The 20,884-nt window shown below is 72.5% G+C and carries 19 protein-coding genes; 15 read left to right on the plus strand and 4 right to left on the minus strand.

Annotated features, from left to right (window positions below; genetic code table 11):
* Positions 1-39 precede the first annotated feature (39 nt).
* The 4 genes from pth to CLT72_RS26585 all read left to right on the plus strand — a co-directional run bounded on the left by pth (position 40) and on the right by CLT72_RS26585 (position 3,891).
* Positions 40-630: an aminoacyl-tRNA hydrolase gene (gene pth, locus CLT72_RS26570; RefSeq protein WP_101414087.1), complete on the plus strand. Its 591-nt coding sequence runs from the start codon at positions 40-42 to the stop codon at positions 628-630.
* Between the two features lie 113 nt (positions 631-743).
* The gene (locus CLT72_RS26575) at positions 744-1,574 is read left to right on the plus strand and encodes a 3'(2'),5'-bisphosphate nucleotidase CysQ (RefSeq protein WP_101414088.1); all 831 of its coding nucleotides are present in this window, start codon (positions 744-746) and stop codon (positions 1,572-1,574) included.
* Between the two features lie 80 nt (positions 1,575-1,654).
* The gene (cysD, locus tag CLT72_RS26580; protein ID WP_089002098.1) at positions 1,655-2,566 is read left to right on the plus strand and encodes a sulfate adenylyltransferase subunit CysD; all 912 of its coding nucleotides are present in this window, start codon (positions 1,655-1,657) and stop codon (positions 2,564-2,566) included.
* On the plus strand, positions 2,566-3,891 hold the full coding sequence (locus tag CLT72_RS26585; protein WP_101414089.1) for a sulfate adenylyltransferase subunit 1: 1,326 nt from the start codon (positions 2,566-2,568) through the stop codon (positions 3,889-3,891). The genes cysD and CLT72_RS26585 overlap by 1 nt, the downstream gene beginning before the upstream one ends.
* A gap of 422 nt (positions 3,892-4,313) precedes the next feature.
* On the opposite strand, the gene galK is transcribed toward CLT72_RS26585, so the two are convergent.
* Both galK and galE read right to left on the minus strand, forming a co-directional pair.
* Complete coding sequence (galK, locus tag CLT72_RS26590; protein WP_101414090.1) at positions 4,314-5,474, minus strand: galactokinase; 1,161 nt, start codon at positions 5,472-5,474, stop codon at positions 4,314-4,316.
* Positions 5,471-6,454: a UDP-glucose 4-epimerase GalE gene (gene galE, locus CLT72_RS26595; protein WP_101414091.1), complete on the minus strand. Its 984-nt coding sequence runs from the start codon at positions 6,452-6,454 to the stop codon at positions 5,471-5,473. The genes galK and galE overlap by 4 nt, the downstream gene beginning before the upstream one ends.
* Positions 6,455-6,629: 175 nt before the next feature.
* Between galE and CLT72_RS26600 the strand changes: the two genes are divergently transcribed.
* From CLT72_RS26600 to CLT72_RS26625, 6 genes are all read left to right on the plus strand, one after another.
* On the plus strand, positions 6,630-7,655 hold the full coding sequence (locus CLT72_RS26600; RefSeq protein ID WP_101414092.1) for a hemolysin family protein: 1,026 nt from the start codon (positions 6,630-6,632) through the stop codon (positions 7,653-7,655).
* 33 nt (positions 7,656-7,688) lie between these two features.
* The gene (trpS, locus tag CLT72_RS26605) at positions 7,689-8,714 is read left to right on the plus strand and encodes a tryptophan--tRNA ligase (protein WP_089002093.1); all 1,026 of its coding nucleotides are present in this window, start codon (positions 7,689-7,691) and stop codon (positions 8,712-8,714) included.
* Between the two features lie 46 nt (positions 8,715-8,760).
* Entirely contained in the window at positions 8,761-9,318 is a 558-nt protein-coding gene (locus CLT72_RS26610) for a 2'-5' RNA ligase family protein (protein ID WP_101414093.1), read from the plus strand.
* 116 nt (positions 9,319-9,434) lie between these two features.
* Positions 9,435-10,358 carry a YihY/virulence factor BrkB family protein gene (locus tag CLT72_RS26615; RefSeq protein WP_101415407.1) on the plus strand — a complete coding sequence of 308 codons (924 nt, stop codon included), beginning with the start codon at positions 9,435-9,437 and terminating at the stop codon, positions 10,356-10,358.
* The gene (locus tag CLT72_RS26620; protein WP_101414094.1) at positions 10,355-10,741 is read left to right on the plus strand and encodes a GntR family transcriptional regulator; all 387 of its coding nucleotides are present in this window, start codon (positions 10,355-10,357) and stop codon (positions 10,739-10,741) included. Before CLT72_RS26615 ends, CLT72_RS26620 begins: the two co-directional genes overlap by 4 nt.
* Positions 10,742-10,822: 81 nt before the next feature.
* The gene (locus CLT72_RS26625) at positions 10,823-11,263 is read left to right on the plus strand and encodes a hypothetical protein (protein ID WP_101414095.1); all 441 of its coding nucleotides are present in this window, start codon (positions 10,823-10,825) and stop codon (positions 11,261-11,263) included.
* A gap of 157 nt (positions 11,264-11,420) precedes the next feature.
* Here the strand turns inward: CLT72_RS26625 and CLT72_RS26630 are convergent, their stop codons facing one another.
* On the minus strand, positions 11,421-13,055 hold the full coding sequence (locus CLT72_RS26630) for a glycoside hydrolase family 13 protein (RefSeq protein WP_101414096.1): 1,635 nt from the start codon (positions 13,053-13,055) through the stop codon (positions 11,421-11,423).
* A gap of 186 nt (positions 13,056-13,241) precedes the next feature.
* A complete protein-coding gene (locus CLT72_RS26635; RefSeq protein WP_089002088.1) occupies positions 13,242-14,330 on the minus strand; it encodes a LacI family DNA-binding transcriptional regulator in 1,089 nt (362 codons plus the stop codon).
* A 200-nt stretch (positions 14,331-14,530) separates the two neighbouring features.
* Between CLT72_RS26635 and CLT72_RS26640 the strand changes: the two genes are divergently transcribed.
* From CLT72_RS26640 to CLT72_RS26660, 5 genes are all read left to right on the plus strand, one after another.
* Positions 14,531-15,784, plus strand: coding sequence for a sugar ABC transporter substrate-binding protein (locus tag CLT72_RS26640; protein ID WP_101414097.1), 1,254 nt, complete (start codon positions 14,531-14,533; stop codon positions 15,782-15,784).
* Positions 15,784-17,424, plus strand: a complete 1,641-nt coding sequence (locus CLT72_RS26645; RefSeq protein ID WP_101414098.1) for an ABC transporter permease subunit — start codon at positions 15,784-15,786, stop codon at positions 17,422-17,424. The genes CLT72_RS26640 and CLT72_RS26645 overlap by 1 nt, the downstream gene beginning before the upstream one ends.
* On the plus strand, positions 17,421-18,320 hold the full coding sequence (locus CLT72_RS26650) for a sugar ABC transporter permease (RefSeq protein WP_101414099.1): 900 nt from the start codon (positions 17,421-17,423) through the stop codon (positions 18,318-18,320). The genes CLT72_RS26645 and CLT72_RS26650 overlap by 4 nt, the downstream gene beginning before the upstream one ends.
* 143 nt (positions 18,321-18,463) lie before the next feature.
* A complete protein-coding gene (locus CLT72_RS26655; protein ID WP_101414100.1) occupies positions 18,464-20,275 on the plus strand; it encodes a glycoside hydrolase family 13 protein in 1,812 nt (603 codons plus the stop codon).
* A gap of 73 nt (positions 20,276-20,348) precedes the next feature.
* Complete coding sequence (locus CLT72_RS26660) at positions 20,349-20,690, plus strand: hypothetical protein (RefSeq protein WP_089003690.1); 342 nt, start codon at positions 20,349-20,351, stop codon at positions 20,688-20,690.
* Positions 20,691-20,884 lie beyond the last annotated feature (194 nt).

Below are 20,884 nucleotides of genomic sequence, written 5' to 3' on the forward strand. Positions count from 1 at the left end.
GGTGGGTGCGGTGACGGCGAGCAGCGGGAGGGGCGGGGCGTGACGGACGAGGCGGGGCCGTGGCTGGTGGTCGGCCTGGGCAACCCGGGTCGGGAGTACGCCGGCAACCGGCACAACGTCGGCTTCATGGTGGCCGACCTGCTGGCGGGCCGGCTCGGCGCGAATTTCGGCCGGCACAAGCGGACGGTGGCGGAGGTCGCCGAGGGGCGGCTCGGCTTCGGCGGGCCGAAGCTGGTGCTGGTCAAGCCGCTGACGTACATGAACCTCTCCGGCGGGCCGGTGGCCGGCCTCGCCCAGTTCCACAAGGTACCGCCGGGCCGGGTGATCGCCGTGCACGACGAGCTGGACATCGGCTACGGCCAGCTGCGGGTTAAGTGCGGCGGCGGCGAGGGCGGGCACAACGGCCTGCGGTCGATGTCGAAGTCGCTGGGCACGAAGGAGTACGTCCGGGTGCGCTTCGGCATCGGCCGGCCGCCGGGGCGGCAGGATCCGGCGGACTACGTACTGTCGGATTTCGGCGCGACCGAGCGCAAGGAGCTGGAGTTCCTGGTGGACCGGGCCGCCGACGTGGTGGAGTCGGTGGTCACCAGGGGCGTGGAGCCGACACAGAACCTCTACCACGGGGTGTGAGCGCCGGGCCGGGCGCCCGGGGCCGGTAGTCTTCGCCTTTCGGCGCGACGCGACGGCCGGGGCGGATCGCCGGCGGCGACGCCGAGCGTGGCGAGGCGACGGGAGCGAGAGTCATGGGCAGTCCTCCGATGATCGACGGGGCCTTCGCCCGGTGGCTGGCGGCCCGGGCCGGTCAGGCGCTGCTCGGCCTGCGCGCCGAGATGGGCTTCGCGGACGCGGGGGCGTTGCGCTCGGCGGGCGACAAGGTCTCGCACGACCTCATCCGCACCGAGCTGGCGAAGTGGCGGCCGGACGACGCCGTCCTCTCCGAGGAGGACGAGGGTTCGCGGCTGGCGTGGGCGGCGGAGGTGAACGCCGAGGCGGTGTCCCGGCTGACCGCCGACCGGGTGTGGATCATCGACCCGCTGGACGGCACCCGGGAGTTCTCCGAGGAGGGCCGTTCGGACTGGGCGGTGCACGTGGCGCTCTGGTCGCGTACCGCTCCGACGCCGCACGGGCTGGTGGCGGGCGCGGTCGGGCTGCCGGCGCAGCAGCGGGTGCTGGGGACCGACTATCCGCCGGCGTACCCTCCGGCGACGGTGCAGGCGGCGGCGCCCGGCGGGCGGACGATCCGCCTGGCGGCGAGCCGGAGCCGGCCGCCGGTGTTCCTGACCGACCTGGCGGAGGACGTCGGCGCGCACCTGGTGCCGATGGGCTCGGCCGGGGCGAAGATCGCCGCGGTGGTGACCGGTGAGGTGGACGCCTACATCCATGCGGGCGGTCAGTACGAGTGGGATTCGGCCGCGCCGGTCGCTGTGGCGACGGCCACCGGCCTGCACGCTTCCCGGATCGACGGTTCTGCGCTGAGATACAACGAGGCGGATCCGCGCCTGCCCGACCTGCTGGTCTGCCGCAAGGATCTCGCCAGTCGGTTGCTTGCAGCGTTGCAGCGTCATTCCGGGTAGCCTGAGCGGCACTTCTTGGCATGCCCGACCGGAAAGGTCTGGAATACGATGAGCGGATTCGAGCGAAGCGAGCCCGTGTCATGACCGCCCCCGCCGCCTACCAGGTGTCGCACCTCGACGCGCTGGAGGCCGAGAGCATCTTCGTGATGCGCGAGGTGGTCGCCGAGATGGAGCGGCCGGTGCTGCTCTTCTCGGGCGGCAAGGACTCGATCGTCATGCTCCGGCTGGCCCAGAAGGCGTTCGCCCCGGCCAACGTGCCGTTCCCGGTCATGCACGTGGACACGGGGCACAACTTCCCCGAGGTCCTGGAATACCGGGACCAGCGGGTCGCCGAGCTGGGGCTGCAACTGGTGGTGGCGAGCGTGCCGGAGGCGCTGGCCCGCGGGCTGGTGCGCGAGTCGGCCGACGGGATGCGCAACCGGATCCAGACGCCGGTGTTGCTGGACGCGGTGGAGAAGCACCGCTTCGACGCGCTCTTCGGCGGCGCCCGCCGCGACGAGGAGAAGGCCCGGGCCAAGGAGCGGGTGTTCAGCTTCCGCGACGAGTTCGGCCAGTGGGACCCGAAGAACCAGCGCCCGGAGCTGTGGGCGCTCTACAACGGCCGCCACCACCCGGGCGAGTCGATCCGGGTCTTCCCGCTGTCCAACTGGACCGAGCTGGACGTCTGGCACTACATCGCCCGCGAGCGCATCGCCCTGCCGTCGATCTACTACGCCCACGAGCGTGAGGTGGTCGAGCGCGACGGGATGCTCTACGCGGTCAACGAGTTCTTCCGGCCCCGGGCGGGCGAGGACCGGTTCAAGGCGCGGGTGCGCTACCGGACGGTGGGCGACGCGTCCTGCACCGCCGCCGTGCGCTCCGACGCCGACACGGTCGAGAAGGTCATCGAGGAGGTCGCCGCCACCCGGATCACCGAGCGTGGCGCGACCCGCGGCGACGACCGGGTCAGCGAGGCCGCCATGGAGGACCGCAAGCGGGAGGGCTACTTCTGATGACCACCGAGACCGTCCCGCCGGCCGACGCGAGCCCGACGGACGCCCGGGCCGTGCCGGAGCCCCGGCCGATGGACCTGCTGCGCTTCGCCACCGCCGGCAGCGTCGACGACGGCAAGTCGACCCTGATCGGCCGGCTGCTCTACGACACGAAGTCGCTCTTCACCGACCAGCTCGCCGCCGTCGAGGCGGTCAGCGCCGCGCGGGGCGACGAGTACACCAACCTGGCGCTGCTCACCGACGGCCTGCGGGCGGAGCGCGAGCAGGGCATCACCATCGACGTGGCGTACCGCTACTTCGCCACGCCCCGGCGGAAGTTCATCATCGCGGACACCCCCGGGCACATCCAGTACACCCGCAACATGGTGACCGGGGCGTCGACGGCCGACCTGGCGCTGATCCTGGTGGACGCCCGCAAGGGCCTGGTCGAGCAGTCCCGCCGGCACGCGTTCCTGTGCTCGCTGCTGCGGGTGCCGCACCTGGTCCTCTGCGTCAACAAGATGGACCTGGTCGACTTCTCGCAGGAGGTCTTCGAGCGGATCGCCGACGAGTTCACCGCGTTCGCCGCGAAGCTCGACGTGCCCGACCTGACGGTGGTGCCGGTCTCGGCGCTGCGCGGCGACAACATCGTCACCCGGTCGGAGAACATGCCCTGGTACGAGGGCCCGTCGCTGCTGCACCACCTGGAGCGGGTGCACATCGCCAGCGACCGCAACCTGGTCGACGTGCGCTTCCCGGTGCAGTACGTGATCCGCCCGCAGTCGACCACCGTCACCGACTACCGGGGCTACGCGGGCCAGGTCGCCTCCGGCGTGCTCAAGCCGGGCGACGAGGTGATGGTGCTGCCGTCCGGCTTCACCAGCCGGATCGCCGCCGTGGAGACCGCCGACGGGCCGGTCGCGGAGGCGTTCCCGCCGATGTCGGTGACCGTACGCCTCGAAGACGAGATCGACATCTCCCGGGGCGACATGATCTGCCGTCCGAACAACGCCCCGGCGGTGTCCCAGGACATCGAGGCGATGGTGTGCTGGATGGACGAGACCCGCCCGCTCCAGGTCGGCGGGAAGTACGCCATCAAGCACACCACCCGCTCGGCGCGGGCGATCGTGCGCGGCCTGCACTACCGGCTGGACATCAACTCGCTGCACCGCGACGAGTCCGCGGGCGGGCTGGCGCTCAACGAGATCGGCCGGGTGCGGCTGCGGACGACCGTGCCGCTGCTCGCGGACGAGTACCGCCGCAACCGCACCACCGGCGGCTTCGTGATCATCGACGAGTCCACCAACCGCACCGTCGGCGCGGGGATGATCGTCGAAGCGCAGTGAGTCCCGCCGACGGGCGGGTGCCGACGCCCGCCCGTCGGGCTGAACGCGCCTACCGCCGTGCCTCGCGCTCAGGACTCTCGCGGGGCTGTGCCCGGCTGTGCCGAGCTGCTCGTTGACGACCGGCAGTGTTGTCGATTCGTCCCGATACCACAGTGGTATTTAAATGCCACAGAGGTATCAGCGCGTCGACCGGTGGGCCGGTCCCCGGGATGCCCGGCCGCTGCGGCTTCGTCCGTTCCGCGCAGGCTGTCGGTGGGTCCAGATCCGGTAGCCGCTCAACCCATCGGCGCAGGGCTCCGGACCGGCAGCCGCCCGCGTCGGTGCCCGCCGGGCCGGCGGTGCCGCTGGACCGCCGGTGCTCGCCGGGCTGGCGGTGCCCGTCCGGCTGGCGACGGCCGTCCGGCGGGTCGCCGCGTCGGTGCTCAGTCCAGCCGGGTGGCGCCCGGGCCGGGCAGGACGGTGACGTGGCCGGGCGCGGCGAAGCCCCGCTCGGCGTACGCGGCCGTGACGGCGGCGGCGACCGCGTCGGCCCGTTCCGCGCCGACGAGGGCGAGGACGCAGCCGCCGAAGCCGCCGCCGGTCATCCGGGCGCCGAGCGCCCCGGCGGCCAGGGCCGCCTCGACGGCGGTGTCGATCTCCGGGACGGTGATCTCGAAGTCGTCCCGCATCGAGGCGTGCGAGGCGGTCAGCAGCGGCCCGATCTCGCGTACCCGGCCGGCGCGCAGCAGCGCGACGGTGTCGAGCACCCGCTGGTTCTCGGTCACGACGTGCCGCACCCGGCGGCGGGTCTCGTCCTCGTCGAGCCGGGCGAGGGCGTCGGCCAGAGCGTCGGCGGGGACGTCGCGCAGCGCCGCGACGCCGAGCAGCCCGGCCGCCCGCTCGCAGGAGCCGCGGCGGGCGGCGTACTCGCCGTCGGCGTGCCGGTGCGGGGCCCGGCTGTCGACGACCAGCACGGCGAGGCCGGCGGCGTCCAGGTCGAACGGGACCTGCTCGACGGACTCGTCGCGGCAGTCCAGGAAGAGCGCGTGCCCGGCGCGGCAGCGGATCACCGCCGACTGGTCCATGATGCCGGTCGGCGCGCCCACGTAGTCGTTCTCGGCGCGCTGGGCCAGCCGGGGCCGTCGCTCGGCGGGCAGGTCCAGCCCGCCCAGGTCGACCAGGGCGGCCAGCACGGCGGCCTCCAGCGCGGCCGAGGAGGACAGCCCGGCGCCCAGGGGCACGTCGGAGGCGATCGCCAGCCGGGCGCCGGGCACCGCGTGCCCCGCCTCCCGCAGCGCCCAGACGACCCCGGCCACGTACGCGCCCCAGCCGGTGACCCGGCCGGGCCCGGCGACCTCCCCGGCGCCGAAGGTGATCGTCTCGCCGGTGAGCTCCGAGCGGACCGTCCAGGTGTCGCCGGGCTGCGGGGCGGCTGCCACCACCGTGCGCAGCGGCAGGGCGAAGGGCAGGACGAAGCCGTCGTTGTAGTCGGTGTGCTCGCCGATGAGGTTCGCCCGCCCGGGAGCCGCCCAGCGGCCGGCGGGCGGCTCGCCGTACGCCGAACGGAAGGCGGCGGTGGCGCGGGCCGCGACGTCGTCGGTCACCGCGGCCCCGCGACGTGCGTGCGGTAGAACGCCCAGGCGTCGGCGACGATGTCGGGCAGGGTCGGCTTGCGCGGCACCCAGCCCAGCTCCTCGCGGGCCAGCGCGGACGACGCGACCAGTTCGGCCGGATCGCCCTCGCGGCGCGGCGCGACCTCGACCGGCACGGGCTGCCCGGTGACCTCGCGGACCACGTCGACCACCTGGCGGTTGGTGAAGCCGTTGCCGTTGCCCAGGTTGTAGATCCGGTGCTGCCCGGCGGTTGCCGCGTCGAGCGCCAGCAGGTGGGCGCGGGCGAGGTCGGCGACGTGGATGTAGTCGCGCACGCAGGTGCCGTCGACGGTCGGGTAGTCGTCGCCGAAGAGCTGGAGCTTCTCCCGCCGGCCGGCGGCCACCTCCAGCGCGATCGGGATGAGGTGGGTCTCCGGGTCGTGCCGCTCGCCGAGCGCGACGTCGCCGTCGAGGTACGCCCCGGCGACGTTGAAGTAGCGCAGCGACACGGCGGCCAGGTTGTGCCCGATCGCCTCGGAGGTGAGGGCCATGTCGACGGCGAGCTTGGTGGCGCCGTACGTGTTCGTCGGGGCCTTCACCGCCGTCTCGGGGATGGGCAGCTCGGTGGGGTTGCCGTAGACGGCGGCGGTGGAGGAGAAGACCAGGCGGGGCACGCCGGCGGCCCGGACGGCGTCGATCAGGGCGATCGAGCCGACGGTGTTGGTGTGCCAGTAGAGCTCGGGCCGGGTCATCGACTCGCCCGCGGCGATCAGCGCGGCGAAGTGCAGCACCCCGTCGAAGCCCGCGCCGGGGGTGAGCACCCGCGCGACGTCGTGGACGGGCGCGTCGACGTGCGTCGCGTCGGGGGCGAGCGCCTCGCGGTGGCCGGTGCGCAGGTCGTCGAGCACCACGACCTCGTGGCCGGCGTCGAGCAGCATCCTGGTCACCACGCTGCCGATGAAGCCGGCGCCGCCGGTGACGAGCAGTTTCACGTCGGTCTCCTCCTGCCTGGCCGTCCGGTGGCGGCCCGTGTCGTGATCACCCTACGGCCGGCCGTCCGGTGCCCGCCCCGCGTCGGCCACCTTGTGATTCCATCATGATTCCACAACTTCGAACAGAGCCGAACATGGGCTGCCTGCGCGCCCGGCGCTGTCTACCATCACTGTCATGCGGGAAGCGGGTGCTCCCGGGCTGCGGCGACGCGCCCGGAGCCGGCCACGCCGCGAGCCGGGGCCGTTGCCCCGGGCCGTCGCCCGGATCGTGGTGCGCGCCGCCGACGCCGCCACCCGCGCGGTGACGGCCCTGCTCGGCGCCAGCCCGGCGGCCGGCCGGGAGCGGATCAGTGAGGCGGAGCTGCGCGACCTGGTCGCCGCCAACACCCTGCTCGACCCGGTCGAGCGGCGGATCATCGACGAGGTGCTGGTCGCGGGGGCGAGCCTGGTCCGCGAGGTGATGATGCCGCGCACCGAGGTCGTCTTCCTCTCCGCCCGGCTCACCATCGCCGAGGCGGAGCGGATGGTGCGGGCCGAGACCCACACCCGCTACCCGGTCGTCGACGGCACCCACGACGACGTGGTCGGCTTCGTGCACCTGCGCGACGTGCTGCTCCGCCCGGACGTCGATCCCTGCACCACCGTCGGCGAGCTGACCCGGGAGGTGAAGCGGCTGCCCGGCAGCAAACGGGTGCTCGCCGCGCTCAGCGAGATGCGCCGGGAGCGCCACCACCTCGCCGTGGTCGTCGACGAGTACGGCGGCACCGCCGGCATCGTCACCCTGGAGGACCTGATCGAGGAGCTGATCGGGGAGATCCACGACGAGTACGACACCGATCCCGACCCGGTGCACGCGGGCCTGCCCGCCGTGGTGGACGGCCGGCTCAACCTCGCCGACTTCGCCGAGCACACCGGGGTACGCCTGCCACCCGGCCCCTACGAGACGGTCGGCGGCTTCGTGATGGCCGCGCTGGGCCGGCTCCCCGTCGCCGGCGACGAGGTGCCGGTGACCGCCGGCCCGCCCGGCGACGGCGGCGCGGAACCCGACGACCCGCCCGACGGCTGGCTGCTGCGGGTGCTCACGCTGGAGGGACGGCGGGTGGCCCGGCTCACCGTCTCCGCCGGGCGCCTGCCGGAGCCGCGGCGCGAGATCACCGCCCCCGCACCGGTGGGGCGGAACCGACCCGCCGGCCCGTCATGACGCGCACCGGGTCTTGCTGACAGAATTGCCGCCATGTCCGACGTTCCCGCCCGCCCCCGCGTCTTCTCCGGCATCCAGCCGACGGCCGACTCGTTCCACCTCGGCAACTACCTGGGCGCCGTGCGGCACTGGGTGGCGTTGCAGGACACCCACGACGCCTACTACTGCGTGGTCGACCTGCACGCGATCACGGCGGGGCACGACCCGAAGACGCTCATGCAGCGCTCCCGGATGGCCGCCGCGCAGCTCTTCGCCGTCGGCCTCGACCCCGAGCGCAGCACGCTCTTCGTGCAGTCGCAGGTGCCCGAGCACTCGCAGCTCGCCTGGGTGCTGGGCTGCATCACCGGCTTCGGCGAGGCGAGCCGGATGACGCAGTTCAAGGACAAGTCGCAGAAGCAGGGCGGCGAGCGGGCGAGCGTCGGCCTGTTCACCTACCCGATCCTCCAGGCCGCCGACATCCTGCTCTACCAGGCCAACGCGGTGCCGGTCGGCGAGGACCAGCGCCAGCACCTGGAGCTCTCCCGCGACCTGGCCCAGCGGTTCAACTCGCTGTTCGGGCCGACCCTGACGGTGCCCGCGCCGCACATCGTCAAGGACACCGCGAAGATCACCGACCTCCAGGACCCGACGGCCAAGATGTCGAAGTCGTCCTCGTCGCCGGCCGGCATCGTCAACCTGCTGGAGGATCCGGCCCGCTCGGCCAAGAAGATCCGCTCCGCGGTCACCGACACCGGGCGGGAGATCGTCTTCGACACCGAGACCAAGCCGGGCGTCTCCAACCTGCTGACCATCTACTCGGCCCTGAGCGGGCGGAGCGTCGACGACCTGGTCGCCGCGTACGCCGGCAAGGGCTACGGCGACCTCAAGAAGGACCTCGGCGAGGTGGTGCGGGAGTTCGTCGGCCCGATCCAGGAGCGCACCAGGACCTACCTCGACGACCCGGCGCAGCTCGACAAGCTGCTCGCCGCCGGCGCGGAGAAGGCCCGCGTGCTCGCCGGCACGACGCTGCGCACCGTGTACGAGCGGGTGGGCTTCTTCCCGCCGGTGCGCGGCGAGTAGCGCCCCGGCGCGACGGGTGAGGGCGGACGGGTCGGTGGCCGGAGGGATGACGCACAGCGTGGATCGCAGGGACGGGGCGCCGGACGCCGGCGACACCATCGAGATCGGCATCGCCGTCGACATCCCCGAGCCGTGGGGCGGCCTGCTCACCCGGCGGCGCGTCGAGGCCGGCGACCCCCGGGTCGTCCCCGCCCACGTGACCCTGCTCGGGCCGACCGAGATCCCGGTGGCGACGCTGCCGGCGGTGGAACGGCACCTCGGCGCGGTCGCCGCCGCCCACCTGCCCTTCACCCTGCACCTGCGGGGCACCGGCACGTTCCGCCCGGTGACCCAGGTCGTCTTCGTGGCGGTGGCCGCCGGGATCAGCGAGTGCGAACTGCTCGCCGCCGCGATCAGGGCCGCCCCCGAGCTGCACCGCGAGGCGCGCTTCCCCTACCACCCGCACGTCACGGTCGCCCAGGACGTCGCGCCGGAGGCGCTGGACCGGGCGTACGAGGACCTGGCCGACTTCTCGGCCATGTTCGAGGTCGAGGCGTTCACCCTCTTCTCGCACAGCGGGCAGACCCGGTGGCAGCCGCGCCGGGACTTCCGGCTGGGCGGCTGAGCGGTCGCCCGGGTGCGCCACGGCATCGACGCCGGCTCCCGCCGTACGACCGCCGCCCGGCGCGGGCCGGCGCCCGGTTGCCCGCGCGGCGGCCGGAGATCGGCGAGGATGACGGCGTGAACGTGCTGGGCCGCATCGAGGCGGGCATCGACCGCCGGATCAGCGCCACCCGCCGCCGGTGGGGCGCCGCCGACCACCTCTGGCGGGCCGGCGTGCTCTACAACGACGTGCTGGGCGGGCGGCTGGCCGCCGCGATCGCCTACTACGGCTTCTTCGCGGTCTTCGCGCTGGCGCTGGTCGGGTACTCGATCTTCGGGGCCATCCTGGAGGACAACGACGAGGTCAGCGACGCCGCCGCCGACTTCCTCCGGGAGAACCTGCCGTTCCTCGACCCCGTGCAGATCGCCGACAGCAGCGGCACGGTCGGGGTGGTCGGCCTGATCATCCTGGCGTTCACCGGGATCGGCTGGGTGGAGGCGATCCGCTCCTCCCAGCGGCTCATGTACGGGCTCAACCAGCAACCGGGCAACCTGGTGGTCCGTCGCCTGGTGGACCTCGGCGTGCTGGTGGTCATCTTCGTGCTGCTCGGCGTCTCGGTGGCGGCGGTGGACACCCTGGAGTCGCTGCTGCGCTTCCTGCTGCGCAGCACCGGCTCGGTGGGCCTGACCACGGTCAGCGCGGTGCTCAGCGTGCTGGTCAACGCGGTGCTGGCCACCCTGCTGCTGGTGGCGGTGCCGCGGCTGCGGATGAGCCGGTCCCGGCTGCGCCCGGTGGTGCTGCTGGTCGCGGTCGGCATCACGCTGCTCAACACCGTCGGGCGCTTCTACGTGGTGCGCACCGAGCGGAACCCGGCGTACACGGTGGTGGCGGGCGCCGTGGGGCTGCTGCTCTACCTCTACCTGCTCAACCAGCTGGTGCTCTTCGGCGCGGCGCTGGCCGCGACCAGCCCACGCGGTCGGGTGGTGGACCTGGCGGCGGCTCCGGGGCCGGTCGACCCGGACGCGGACACGGACCCGGGCACCCCGGGCGGGGCCGGATGAGTGGGGGAGCGGGCGTGCGGATCACGGTCGACCAGGGCTCGGCGGTGCCGCCGTACGAGCAGGTGCGCGGGCAGCTCGCGGAGCTGATCGGGACGGGCCGGTTGGCGGTGGGCACGCGGCTGCCGACCGTCCGTCGGTTCGCGGCCGACCTCGGGCTGGCGGTCAACACGGTGGCCCGCGCCTACCGGGAGCTGGAGGCGGCCGGTCTGCTGGAGACCCGGGGCCGGCACGGCACCTTCGTCGCGCCCGGACGCGACGACGCGTCGGACCGGTTGCAGCGGGTGGCGGCCGAGTACGCCGCCGAGGCCGCCCGGCTGGGCGTACCGTCCGCGACGGCGCTGGCCCTGGTCCGCGCGGCGTTGGACGCGGCGCGACCGGCCTGACGGCGCTGGCGACCCGCGCGCGGTAGGGGGAATGGCGGGAATGACTCCCCGGGGGCCCGGCACCACGGACATGATGGGCGCGTGGGCGCACTCGTGACACTGGACCTGCCGGACGACTCGCCGATGCTCGGCCTGCCGTGGATCATCACCTTCGGCCCGCTCGGCGACACCGACGAGTGGGAGCCGGTGGTCTGCGGTCCCTACGAGCGGCCACACGCCCTCGCGCTGGCCGAGTCGGTCGTCGCCGAGGAGCAGCTGATGGCGGTCGTCGAGCCGCTGCTGCCGGCGGTCTCGGCCGAGGAGATCCGGGGCGAGATCGCTGCGGCGCAGATCGCTGCCGAGGACGAGGCGGCGCAGCTCGACCAGGCCGATCTCTACGGCGACTTCGAGGACACCATCGACGAGGAGCTGGAGGCGGCGGCCGAGGAGGCCGACCGCGCGGAGCCGCTCGCCCCGCCCACCGAGGCCGAGCTGCGGGCCGGCTTCGGGCGAATCGCCGCCCAGCTCACCGGCGGCGCCTGAACCGGTCCGGCCGGCGCATCCCGATGGACGCCGGCGCCACCGGAGCGGACTCCGGAGGCGCCGGCGCCACCTCACCCCCCACCACAAGGGGTCGGTAGCCCAGTCGCCCGTCGGCGCGGGGCACAACGGACGACCAGGTCGATGACGGGTTACCCGCTCAGCGCCGTTCGAACCACGCGGCCGCGTCGACTCCGAGCAGGTGGCCGGAGCCCTGCCCGGTGAGCGGCTCGCTGGCGGCGATCGGTGCGCCGTACCCGTCGATCAGGGCCGGCGCACCGCTGATGTTGACCACGCAGGTCAGCACGGTGTCGCCGGCGGTGCGGCTGAAGGCGAGCACGCCCGGCCCGGCCTCCAACCAGGTGACTGCGCCCGCGTCGGCGGCCAGCGCCGGGTGCTCCCGGCGGATCCGCAGCGCGGTGCGGTAGAGCTCCAGCGTCGAGCCGGGCACGCCGGTCTGGGCGGCGACCGAGAGGGCACGCCAGGTGGCCGGGGCCGGCAGCCAGCTCAGCTCGCTGCCGGCCGGCCCGAAGCCGTACGGGGCCAGCTCGCCGCTCCACGGGATCGGCACCCGGCAGCCGTCGCGGCTCTCACCGGTGCGCAGGAACGCCGGGTCCTGGCGCAGCTCGTCCGGCAGGTCCAGCACCTCCGGCAGGCCCAGTTCCTCGCCCTGGTAGAGGTAGGCGCAGCCGGGCAGGGCGAGCATCAGCAGGGTGGCGGCGCGCGCCCGGCGCAGCCCCTCGGCGCCGTCGCCGTAGCGGGTCACGTGCCGCTGCTTGTCGTGGTTGGAGAGCACCCAGGTGGTGGGCGCGCCGACGATGGTCGACTCGGCGAGCGCGGTGTCGACGACCTTGCGGAACGAGTCGGCGGACCAGGTCGCGTCGAGGAAGTCGAAGCTGAACGCCTGGTGCAGCTCGTCCGGGCCGATGTAGCGGGCGAGGCGCTGCGGGGTCTCGGCCCACGCCTCGGCGACCGCCATCCGGCCGCCCGGGTAACTGTCCAGGATCGGCCGCCAGGCGCGGTAGATGTCGTGCACCTCGTCCTGGTCGAAGTAGGGGAGCCGGCCCTTGCCGAGCAGCTCCGCCTGGCGCTGGCCGGTGGTCATGGAGTTGAACCCGACGTCCGGCAGCCCCTCGGCCTTGATCATGCCGTGCGCCACGTCGATCCGGAAGCCGTCCACGCCCCGGTCGAGCCAGAAGCGCAGCACGCCCTCGAACTCGGCGCGCACCTCGGGGTGCCGCCAGTTCAGGTCCGGCTGGGCCGGGTCGAACAGGTGCAGGTACCACTGGCCGTCGTCGATCCGCGTCCAGGCGGGGCCGCCGAAGATGCTCTCCCAGTCGTTCGGGGGCAGTTCGCCGTTCTCGCCCTTGCCCTCGGCGAAGAGGTAGCGCGCCCGCTCGGGGGAGCCGGGCCCGGCCGCCAGCGCCGCCTGGAACCACGGGTGCGCGCTGGAGGTGTGGTTGGGCACCAGGTCCACGATGATCCGCAGGCCGAGGGCGTGCGCGTCCGTGATCATCGCGTCGAAGTCCGCGAGGGTGCCGAACATCGGGTCGACGTCGCGGTAGTCGGCGACGTCGTACCCGCCGTCGATCATCGGGGAGGTGTAGAAGGGGGTCAGCCAGAGCGCGTCCACGCCGAGGTCGTGCAGGTACGGCAGGCGCTCCCGGATGCCCTGGAGGTCACCGACGCCGTCGCCGTTGGAGTCGGCGAAGCTGCGCACGTAGACCTGGTAGACGACCGCGGAGCGCCACCAGTCGTCGTCGGAGGCCAGCGGCGAGGGGTTGCTGACGGTCATGGGTGGCGTTCCCCGTTCTGTGGCGCGGGACGGCGGCACCCGAGCGCGGCGCGGGTGCGGGGGGTGGTGTCTGAGCAGAATGCCGCTCGTTACTGCAAGAGTCAAGCATTCCTTGCGCAAGAAATGGCGTCGGTCACGCGGCGCCCCGGGGAACCCCGCTCGCGCGGGCCTTCCGGGGGCGGGCGGTCAGGCCGGGACGGCGAGCGCGGGCGGGGCCGGGCGCTGCCGGGTCGGGCCGCCCGGGGCCGGGCGCGCGGCGCCGGTGGGGGCGACGGCGGTGGAGCCGCGCACGACCAGTTCCGGGCGGAACACGTACTCCGAGTGCGGGGCGGCGTGCCCGTTGATCTCGTCGACCAGGGCCCGGACGGCGGCGACGGCCATCGCGGCCACCGGCTGCCGCATCGTGGTCAGTGGCGGATCGGTGAAGGCCATCAGCGGGGAGTCGTCGTAGCCGACCACCGACAGCTCTCCCGGCACGGACATGCCGCGCTGCCGGGCGGCCCGGATCGCGCCGAGCGCCATCAGGTCGGAGCCGCAGACGATGCCCGTGACGCCCCGGTCCAGCAGCCGGGCGGCGGCGGCCTCGCCGCCCTCCACACCGAACAGCGACAGCTCGGCCAGCTCGTCGAGGCCGGGCTCGTCGACCCCGACGAGGCGGCCCATCGCGGCCCGGAAGCCGGCCACCCGGCGCTGCACCGGCACGAACCGGTCCGGCCCGGTGATCAGGCCGATGCGGCGGTGCCCGAGCGCCACCAGGTGGGCCACGGCCAGCTCGGTGGCCTCGCCGTCGTCGCAGGAGACGAAGGGCGCGGGGATGCCGGGCGCGTACCCGTTGATCATCACGACGGGCAGCGGGCGGGCGATCAGGGCCCGGTAACGGTCGTGGTTGGCGGCGGTGTCGGCGTGCAGGCCGGAGACGAAGACTATTCCGGAGACCTGCCGGTCGAGCAGCATCTCCACGTACTCGTCCTCGGTGACCCCGCCGGCGGTCTGGGTGCAGAGCACGGGGGTGAACCCGCTCTGCGCCAGGGTCGACTCGATCACCTGGGCGAAGGCGGGGAAGATCGGGTTGTCGAGTTCGGGGACCACCAGGCCCACGAGGCCGGCGCTGCGCTTGCGCAGCCGGGCCGGGCGCTCGTAACCGAGCACATCGAGGGCGGTCAGTACGGCCTGCCGGGTCTCGGGGGCCACTCCCGGGCGGTCGTTGAGCACCCGCGACACCGTGGCCTCGCTGACTTCGGCCTGTTGGGCGATGTCGGACAGTCGAGCGCGCATGGGCGCACTTTAGCTCAAAGGCAAGTTCTTGCGTACACTTCTGCAAGCCCTTCCATTCTCTGCAACCTCTTGCTAACGTCCCCGCAACACGCGAGAGTAGCGGCGCAGCACGCCCGGCGCCGGTTGGCAAGAAAATTACAGAGCTTCCACTGGCGGGATCGCCCCTCCCCCGGCGGGCCGCCATGACGACAGGAGTACCGATGCGCATCCGTACCGCGGGTGTGGTCGCCGTCCTCGGCCTGGCGCTCGCCGCCTCCGGCTGTGGTGGCGACAGCAACGATGAGCCGGCCGCGAACGAGTCCAGCAAGGCCGCCACCGGCGGCAAGCTGGTGATCTGGGCCGACGACAAGCGCGCCGCCGCCCTCAAGCCGTTCGGCGAGAAGTTCGGCAAGGAGAACGGCGTCACGGTCGAGGTCCAGGCCGTCTCCAAGGACCTCCAGACCAACTTCGTCACCGCCTCCCAGCAGGGCAGCGGCCCGGACGTCGTGGTCGGCGCGCACGACTGGATCGGCAACCTGGTGCAGAACGGCGCCATCGACCCGGTCCAGCTCGCCGCCGAGCAGAAGAGCGCGTTCAACGAGACCGCCGTCAAGGCCGTGACCTTCAACGGCCAGCTCTACGGCGTGCCCTACGCCATGGAGAACCTGGCGCTGATCCGCAACACCGAGCTGGCTCCCGAGGCGCCGAAGACCATCGAAGAGCTGGTCGCCACCGGCAAGAAGCTCAAGGCCGAGAAGAAGGCCAGCGAGATCCTCTGCCTCCAGTCCGGCCAGAACGGCGACGCGTACCACATCTACCCGCTCTACACCTCGGCCGGCGGCTACCTCTTCGGTACCAGCGCCAACGGCGACTACGACCCGAAGGACCTGGGCGTGGGCAAGCCGGAGTCGATCGCGGCGTTCCAGAAGATCGCCAAGCTGGGTGAGAAGGGCGAGGGTGCGCTGAAGCGCTCCATCACCGGCGAGAACTCCATCGCCACCTTCACCGGCAAGAAGTGCGCCTTCCTGGTCTCCGGCCCCTGGGCCATCGCCGACGCCAAGAAGGCCAACATCAAGTACGACATCTCCCCGGTCCCCGGCTTCGCCGGTGGCAAGGAGGCCCAGCCGTTCGTGGGCGTCCAGTCCTTCTACGTCGCGTCCAAGGGCCAGAACAAGGCCCTGGCGCAGGAGTTCGTCGCGAACCACGTGACCACCCCGGACCTCGCCGTGGCGCTCTACAACGCCGAGCCGCGTCCCCCGGCGCTGACCGCCGCGCTGGACCAGGTCAAGGGCAGCGACCCGGACCTGGCCAAGTTCCAGGAGGCCGGCAAGAACGGCCAGGTGCTCCCGGCGATCCCGGCCATGGCCGCGATCTGGGACCCGTTCGGCAAGGCGGAGGCCGCCATCATCGGCGGCGCCGACCCGGCCAAGACGATCACCGCAGCCGGTAAGACGATCGCCGGCCAGATCAAGTAATGAGCACGTCGTCATCCGGCCCGGGGGCTGCCACGCAGCCCCCGGGCCGGGGGCCCGTACGGTCCGGGTCCCCGCGCACGTCCCGTACCGCGCGGAACCACGCGCCGATCACCCTGACCGGCCTGCTCGTCAAGGTGGTCCTGCTCGGCCTCGTGGCCGGGATCGCGGTCTGGGCGGCCTTCCCGCTCATCGAGGCCGAGCTCTGGGTCGGGTTGGCGATCCTGCTGGCGACCACCGCCGGACTCTTCTACCTCTACCTGACCCCCCGGCACATTCCCGTCAAGTACCTGATCCCGGGCACGCTCTTCCTGGTGGCGTTCCAGATCATCCCGGTGCTCTACACCGCCAGCACCGCCTTCACGAACTTCGGCGACGGCCACCGGGGCAGCAAGGACGACGCCATCGTCGCCATCCAGAGCGGCTCGGTGACGCAGGTCCCCGGCTCGGTCCAGTACCCGCTGACCGTCGCCACCAAGGGCGACCCGGCCACCGGCGCGCTGGTCTTCCTGGTCACCGACCCGCAGACGAACGCGGTTTCCGTCGGCGACACCGAGGGCCTGCGCCCGCTCGACGCCGGCAGCGTCACCGTCGCGCCGGGCGGCAAGGTCACCGCCGCCGACGGCTACCAGATCCTCAACTTCGGCGAGGCCAGCAAGCGGAGCAAGGACATCACCGACCTGGTGGTGCCGACCTCCGGGGGCGCGCTGCGCTCGTCCGGCCTGTCGCGCGCCTACGAGGGCAAGGCGGTCCGGGCGTACGACGCGGGCTGCGACTGCATCCGTGACAGCGAGACCGGTAAGACGTGGACCGCCGACGGGAAGGTCGGCTCCTTCGTCGCCGCGGACGGCAAGACGCTGGCCCAGGGCTGGCAGGTCAACGTCGGGCTGCGGAACTTCGCCAGCGTGCTCACCGACCCGGCCATCTCCGGCCCGTTCTTCAGCACGCTGATCTGGAACTTCGCCTTCGCGCTCGGCTCCACCGGCTTCACGTTCCTGCTCGGCATGGGCATCGCGCTGGCGCTGCACTCGCCCCGGATGCGGGGCACGAACTTCTACCGGGTGTTGCTGATCCTGCCCTACGCCATGCCGTCCTTCGCGATGCTGCTGGTCTGGCGGGACATGTTCAACACCGACTTCGGCCTGATCAACAACCTGTTCGGGCTGGGGGTGGACTGGTTCGGTGAGACCTGGTCGGCCCGGCTCGCGGTGCTGCTGGTGCAGCTCTGGCTCGGCTACCCGTACATGTTCCTGGTGACCACCGGCGCGTTGCAGGCCATCCCCCGCGAGTTGACCGAGGCCACCTCGGTCGACGGGGCGTCGCCGTTCCAGTCGTTCCGCGCGGTGACCATGCCGCTGCTGCTGGTGGCGATCTCGCCGCTGCTGATCGCGTCCTTCGCGTACAACTTCAACAACTTCAACGCGATCCAGTTCGTCACCGAGGGCGGACCGTTCCCGGCGGACAACCCGACGGCCGGCGCCACCGACCTGCTGATCACCTACACCTACCGGCTGGCCTTCGGCGCCCAGGGCGCCGAGTACGGCCTGGCCGCCGCTGTCTCGATCTTCATCTTCGCGATCGTGGCGACGGTGTCGGCGATCAGCTTCTCCCGGACCCGCAAGCAGGAGGAGGTGTACTCGTGAGCACCCGCACCGAATCGCCCGTCGCCAACCGCAACGCGGCCCGACGGTCGAGGAACCGCTGGTTCGCCCAGGTGGTATGGCGGCACCTGGTCGGCATCCTGGCGGTGGCGTTCAGCCTCTTCCCGATCCTGTTCGTCGTCTCGGCGGCGCTCAACCCGCTCGGCACGCTCTCCTCCACGGAGCTGCTGCCGACCGGCGCCTCGCTGGAGAACTTCACCAACCTCTTCGAGCGGACGGCCTTCGCCCGCTGGTTCCTCAACTCGCTGCTCCTGGCGGGGGTGGCCAGCTTCGCGTCGATCTTCCTGTCGGCGCTGGCGGCGTACGCCTTCTCCCGGATGCGGTTCGCCGGCCGTCGCGTCGGACTGCTCTCCCTGCTGCTGATCCAGATGTTCCCGCAGTTCCTGGCGATCGTGGCGATCTTCCTGATCTTCACGAAGGTCACCGAACTGTGGCCGGTGATCGGCTTCAACACCCCGTGGGGCCTCTTCCTGCTCTACATGGGTGCCGCCCTCGGCGCGAACACCTGGCTGATGAAGGGCTTCTTCGACACGCTGCCGAAGGAGCTGGACGAGTCCGCCACCATGGACGGCGCCTCGCACGCCCAGGTCTTCTTCCGGATCATGCTGCCGCTGGTGGCGCCGATCCTGGCGGTGACCGGCCTGCTCGCCTTCATCGGTTCGATCAACGAGTTCGTGATCGCCAACGTGTTCCTCACGAACACCAACTCGAAGACCCTCGCGGTCGGAATGTTCGGGCTGGTGGCCGGCGAGCGCAACAACAACTTCGGGATCTTCGCGGCGGGCACCCTGCTCACCGCGATCCCGACGGTGCTGGTGTTCCAGCTTCTCCAGCGCTACATCGTCAACGGCCTCACGGCCGGGGCAGTCAAGGGCTGAGCCTCCTCGGCTCACCGCTGCGGCAAGGGCGTCGGCGTCCGACGTACACCGGAGCAGTCACGGATCGACCGCCGCGGCCGGGCAACCGGCCGCGGCGGGAGACCCCTTTCTCTCCCAGTCCGACCGACGCGAAAGGCGCCACCATGTCCCTGTTGCCGCACCACGACGGTTCCGCCCTGTACGTGCCCGAGCAGGAGCCCGCCCTCGGCGACGTCGTCGACGTCTTCGTCCGGGTGCCGGCCGGCGCCGACGTCCGGCAGGTGCACGTGCGCACCACCGGCGACGGCGAGCCCCGCTTCACCGAGGCGGTCGTGGACCGCACCGACGGCGGCGACGTCTGGTGGCGGGTCCCCGTCGAGGCCCGCAACCCGGTCAGCAACTACCGGTTCATGCTCACCGGCAGCCGCGGCTACCGCTGGCTGAACGCCGCCGGCCTGGTGCACCACGACGTGCCCGACAACGGCGACTTCAAGCTGGTCACCCACGCGCCACCGCCGGCCTGGGCCCGCGACGCGGTGATCTACCAGATCTTCCCCGACCGGTTCGCCCGGTCCGCCGCCGCCGAGGGCCGCGAACTGCCGGACTGGGCCATCCCGTGCGACTGGGACACCCCGGTGATCGGGCGCGGCCCCGAGACGCCCCGGCAATTCTACGGGGGCGACCTGGACGGCGTCACCGGGCGGCTGGACCACCTGGACCGGCTCGGGGTGAACACCGTCTACCTGACGCCGATCTTCCCGGCCCGCTCCAACCACCGCTACGACGCGGCCAGCTTCGACACCGTCGACCCGCTGCTCGGCGGGGACGCCGCCCTGGTCCGCCTCGCCGAGGCCGTACGCGCCCGGGGCTGGCGGCTGCTCGGCGACATCACCAGCAACCACACCGGCGACGCGCACGAGTGGTTCACCAGGGCCGCCTCCGACTCCTCCGCGCCCGAGCGGGAGCTGTACTACTTCGACGAGGTCTCCGGTGACTACGAATCGTGGAACGGGGTCACGTCGCTGCCGAAGCTGAACTGGGGCAGCGCCGAGCTGCGCCGGCGCTTCGCCATCGCCGACGACTCGCTGCTGCGCCGCTGGCTGCGCCCGCCGTACGGGCTGGACGGCTGGCGGGTGGACGTCGCGAACATGACCGGGCGGCGCGGCGCCGACGCGTACACCCACGAGGTGGCGGCGCTGCTGCGCGAGGTGGTCGCCCGGACCCGGGCCGACGCCCTGCTGATGGCCGAGCACGGTCACGACCACACCGGTGACCTCGACCGCGACGGCTGGCACGGCACGATGAACTACGTCGGCTTCACCGACCCGGTCTGGTCCTGGCTGCGCCACGGCGACCAGAGCGTGCCGAACTTCCTCGGCACCCCCGGCGGGGTGCGCCGGCGGGACGCGGACGCGGTGCTCGCCACCATGAACGCCTACCGCTCGTTGATCTCCTGGCGGTCGTACACCCACTCGTGGCAGCTGCTCGGGTCGCACGACTCCGCCCGGATCCGCACGGTGGTCGGCGACGCCGCCCGGCAGGAGGTCGCCGCCGGCCTGCTCGCCACCATGCCCGGCACCCCGATGATCTTCGCCGGCGACGAGCTGGGCCTGACCGGCACCAACGGCGAGGGCTCGCGTACCCCGATGCCGTGGCACCGGCCCGGGAGCTGGGACGCCTCGACGTTCGCCGCGTACCGCGCCCTGGTCGCGCTGCGCCGCGCGGAGCCCGCGCTGCGCCACGGCGGCCTGCGCTGGCTGCACGCCGACGCGGACACGCTGGTCTTCCTGCGGGAGGCGCCGACCGGCACGGTGCTGGTGCTGGCCCGCCGCGCCGCCGGCCGGCCGCTGCGCCTGGGCGGGCTGCGGCCGGCGGAGAACCTGTACGGCGGCGCCCCCGCCCTGCGGCCCGACGCCGACGGCGCGGTCACCCTCCCGGCGGACGGCCCCACCTTCCAGGCGTGGCGCCTGACGTGACGGCCGGGTAGCGGGGCGGAACCCCTACCGCCCCGCTACTACGTTCCGTCGTTGATGGGGGAGGATGGTGGGCGTGGAAGCTCTGAGACTGATACTTCGCTACGTCCATCTGATCGGTTTCGCCCTGCTGCTCGGCGGCGCGATCGTCCAGTACGTCAGCGGCAAACTGCGGATCAACCCGGCCATGCTCTGGGGGTCCGTGATCATGCTGGCGACCGGGATCGGCCTCTCCGCGCCACTGCGCGACGGCGACGAGCCGGCCCCCGCGAAACTTGTTACCAAGTTGGTGCTCGCCATCCTGATCTTCGTCATGGTCTTCTTTTCCCGGAAGCGCGACGTGGTCAACCGTGGGCACTTCCTGGCAATCGTCGGGTTGACCCTGGTCAACGCGGCGGTGGCCGTCTTCTGGCGGTAACGTCACCGGCAGGGGACGACGTGCAGAACCGGACGTTCCGCGACGCCCCGCCGCGCATCTACCAGCACCGAGAGTGATCTGCCCCACCTAAGGGTTACGTAGGGGTAACAGGCACTCAACAGTCGTGCACGATTGTCGGCCGGTGGGTGGGCGCGGGCGTACGCTCCCGTCCGTAACGTGGGACGCCGGCGGCG

The sequence above is a fragment of the Micromonospora sp. CNZ309 genome (assembly GCF_002846525.1).

Excerpts from the sequence above, each read along its gene's own strand:
- CLT72_RS26575 (WP_101414088.1), top strand. The coding sequence starts at position 744 with ATGGGCAGTCCTCCGATGATCGACGGGGCCTTCGCCCGGTGGCTGGCG.
- cysD (WP_089002098.1), top strand. The coding sequence starts at position 1,655 with ATGACCGCCCCCGCCGCCTACCAGGTGTCGCACCTCGACGCGCTGGAG.
- CLT72_RS26585 (WP_101414089.1), top strand. The coding sequence starts at position 2,566 with ATGACCACCGAGACCGTCCCGCCGGCCGACGCGAGCCCGACGGACGCC.
- CLT72_RS26600 (WP_101414092.1), top strand. The coding sequence starts at position 6,630 with ATGCGGGAAGCGGGTGCTCCCGGGCTGCGGCGACGCGCCCGGAGCCGG.
- trpS (WP_089002093.1), top strand. The coding sequence starts at position 7,689 with ATGTCCGACGTTCCCGCCCGCCCCCGCGTCTTCTCCGGCATCCAGCCG.
- CLT72_RS26610 (WP_101414093.1), top strand. The coding sequence starts at position 8,761 with ATGACGCACAGCGTGGATCGCAGGGACGGGGCGCCGGACGCCGGCGAC.
- CLT72_RS26620 (WP_101414094.1), top strand. The coding sequence starts at position 10,355 with ATGAGTGGGGGAGCGGGCGTGCGGATCACGGTCGACCAGGGCTCGGCG.
- CLT72_RS26630 (WP_101414096.1), bottom strand. The coding sequence starts at position 13,055 with ATGACCGTCAGCAACCCCTCGCCGCTGGCCTCCGACGACGACTGGTGG.
- CLT72_RS26635 (WP_089002088.1), bottom strand. The coding sequence starts at position 14,330 with ATGCGCGCTCGACTGTCCGACATCGCCCAACAGGCCGAAGTCAGCGAG.
- CLT72_RS26640 (WP_101414097.1), top strand. The coding sequence starts at position 14,531 with ATGCGCATCCGTACCGCGGGTGTGGTCGCCGTCCTCGGCCTGGCGCTC.
- CLT72_RS26645 (WP_101414098.1), top strand. The coding sequence starts at position 15,784 with ATGAGCACGTCGTCATCCGGCCCGGGGGCTGCCACGCAGCCCCCGGGC.
- CLT72_RS26655 (WP_101414100.1), top strand. The coding sequence starts at position 18,464 with ATGTCCCTGTTGCCGCACCACGACGGTTCCGCCCTGTACGTGCCCGAG.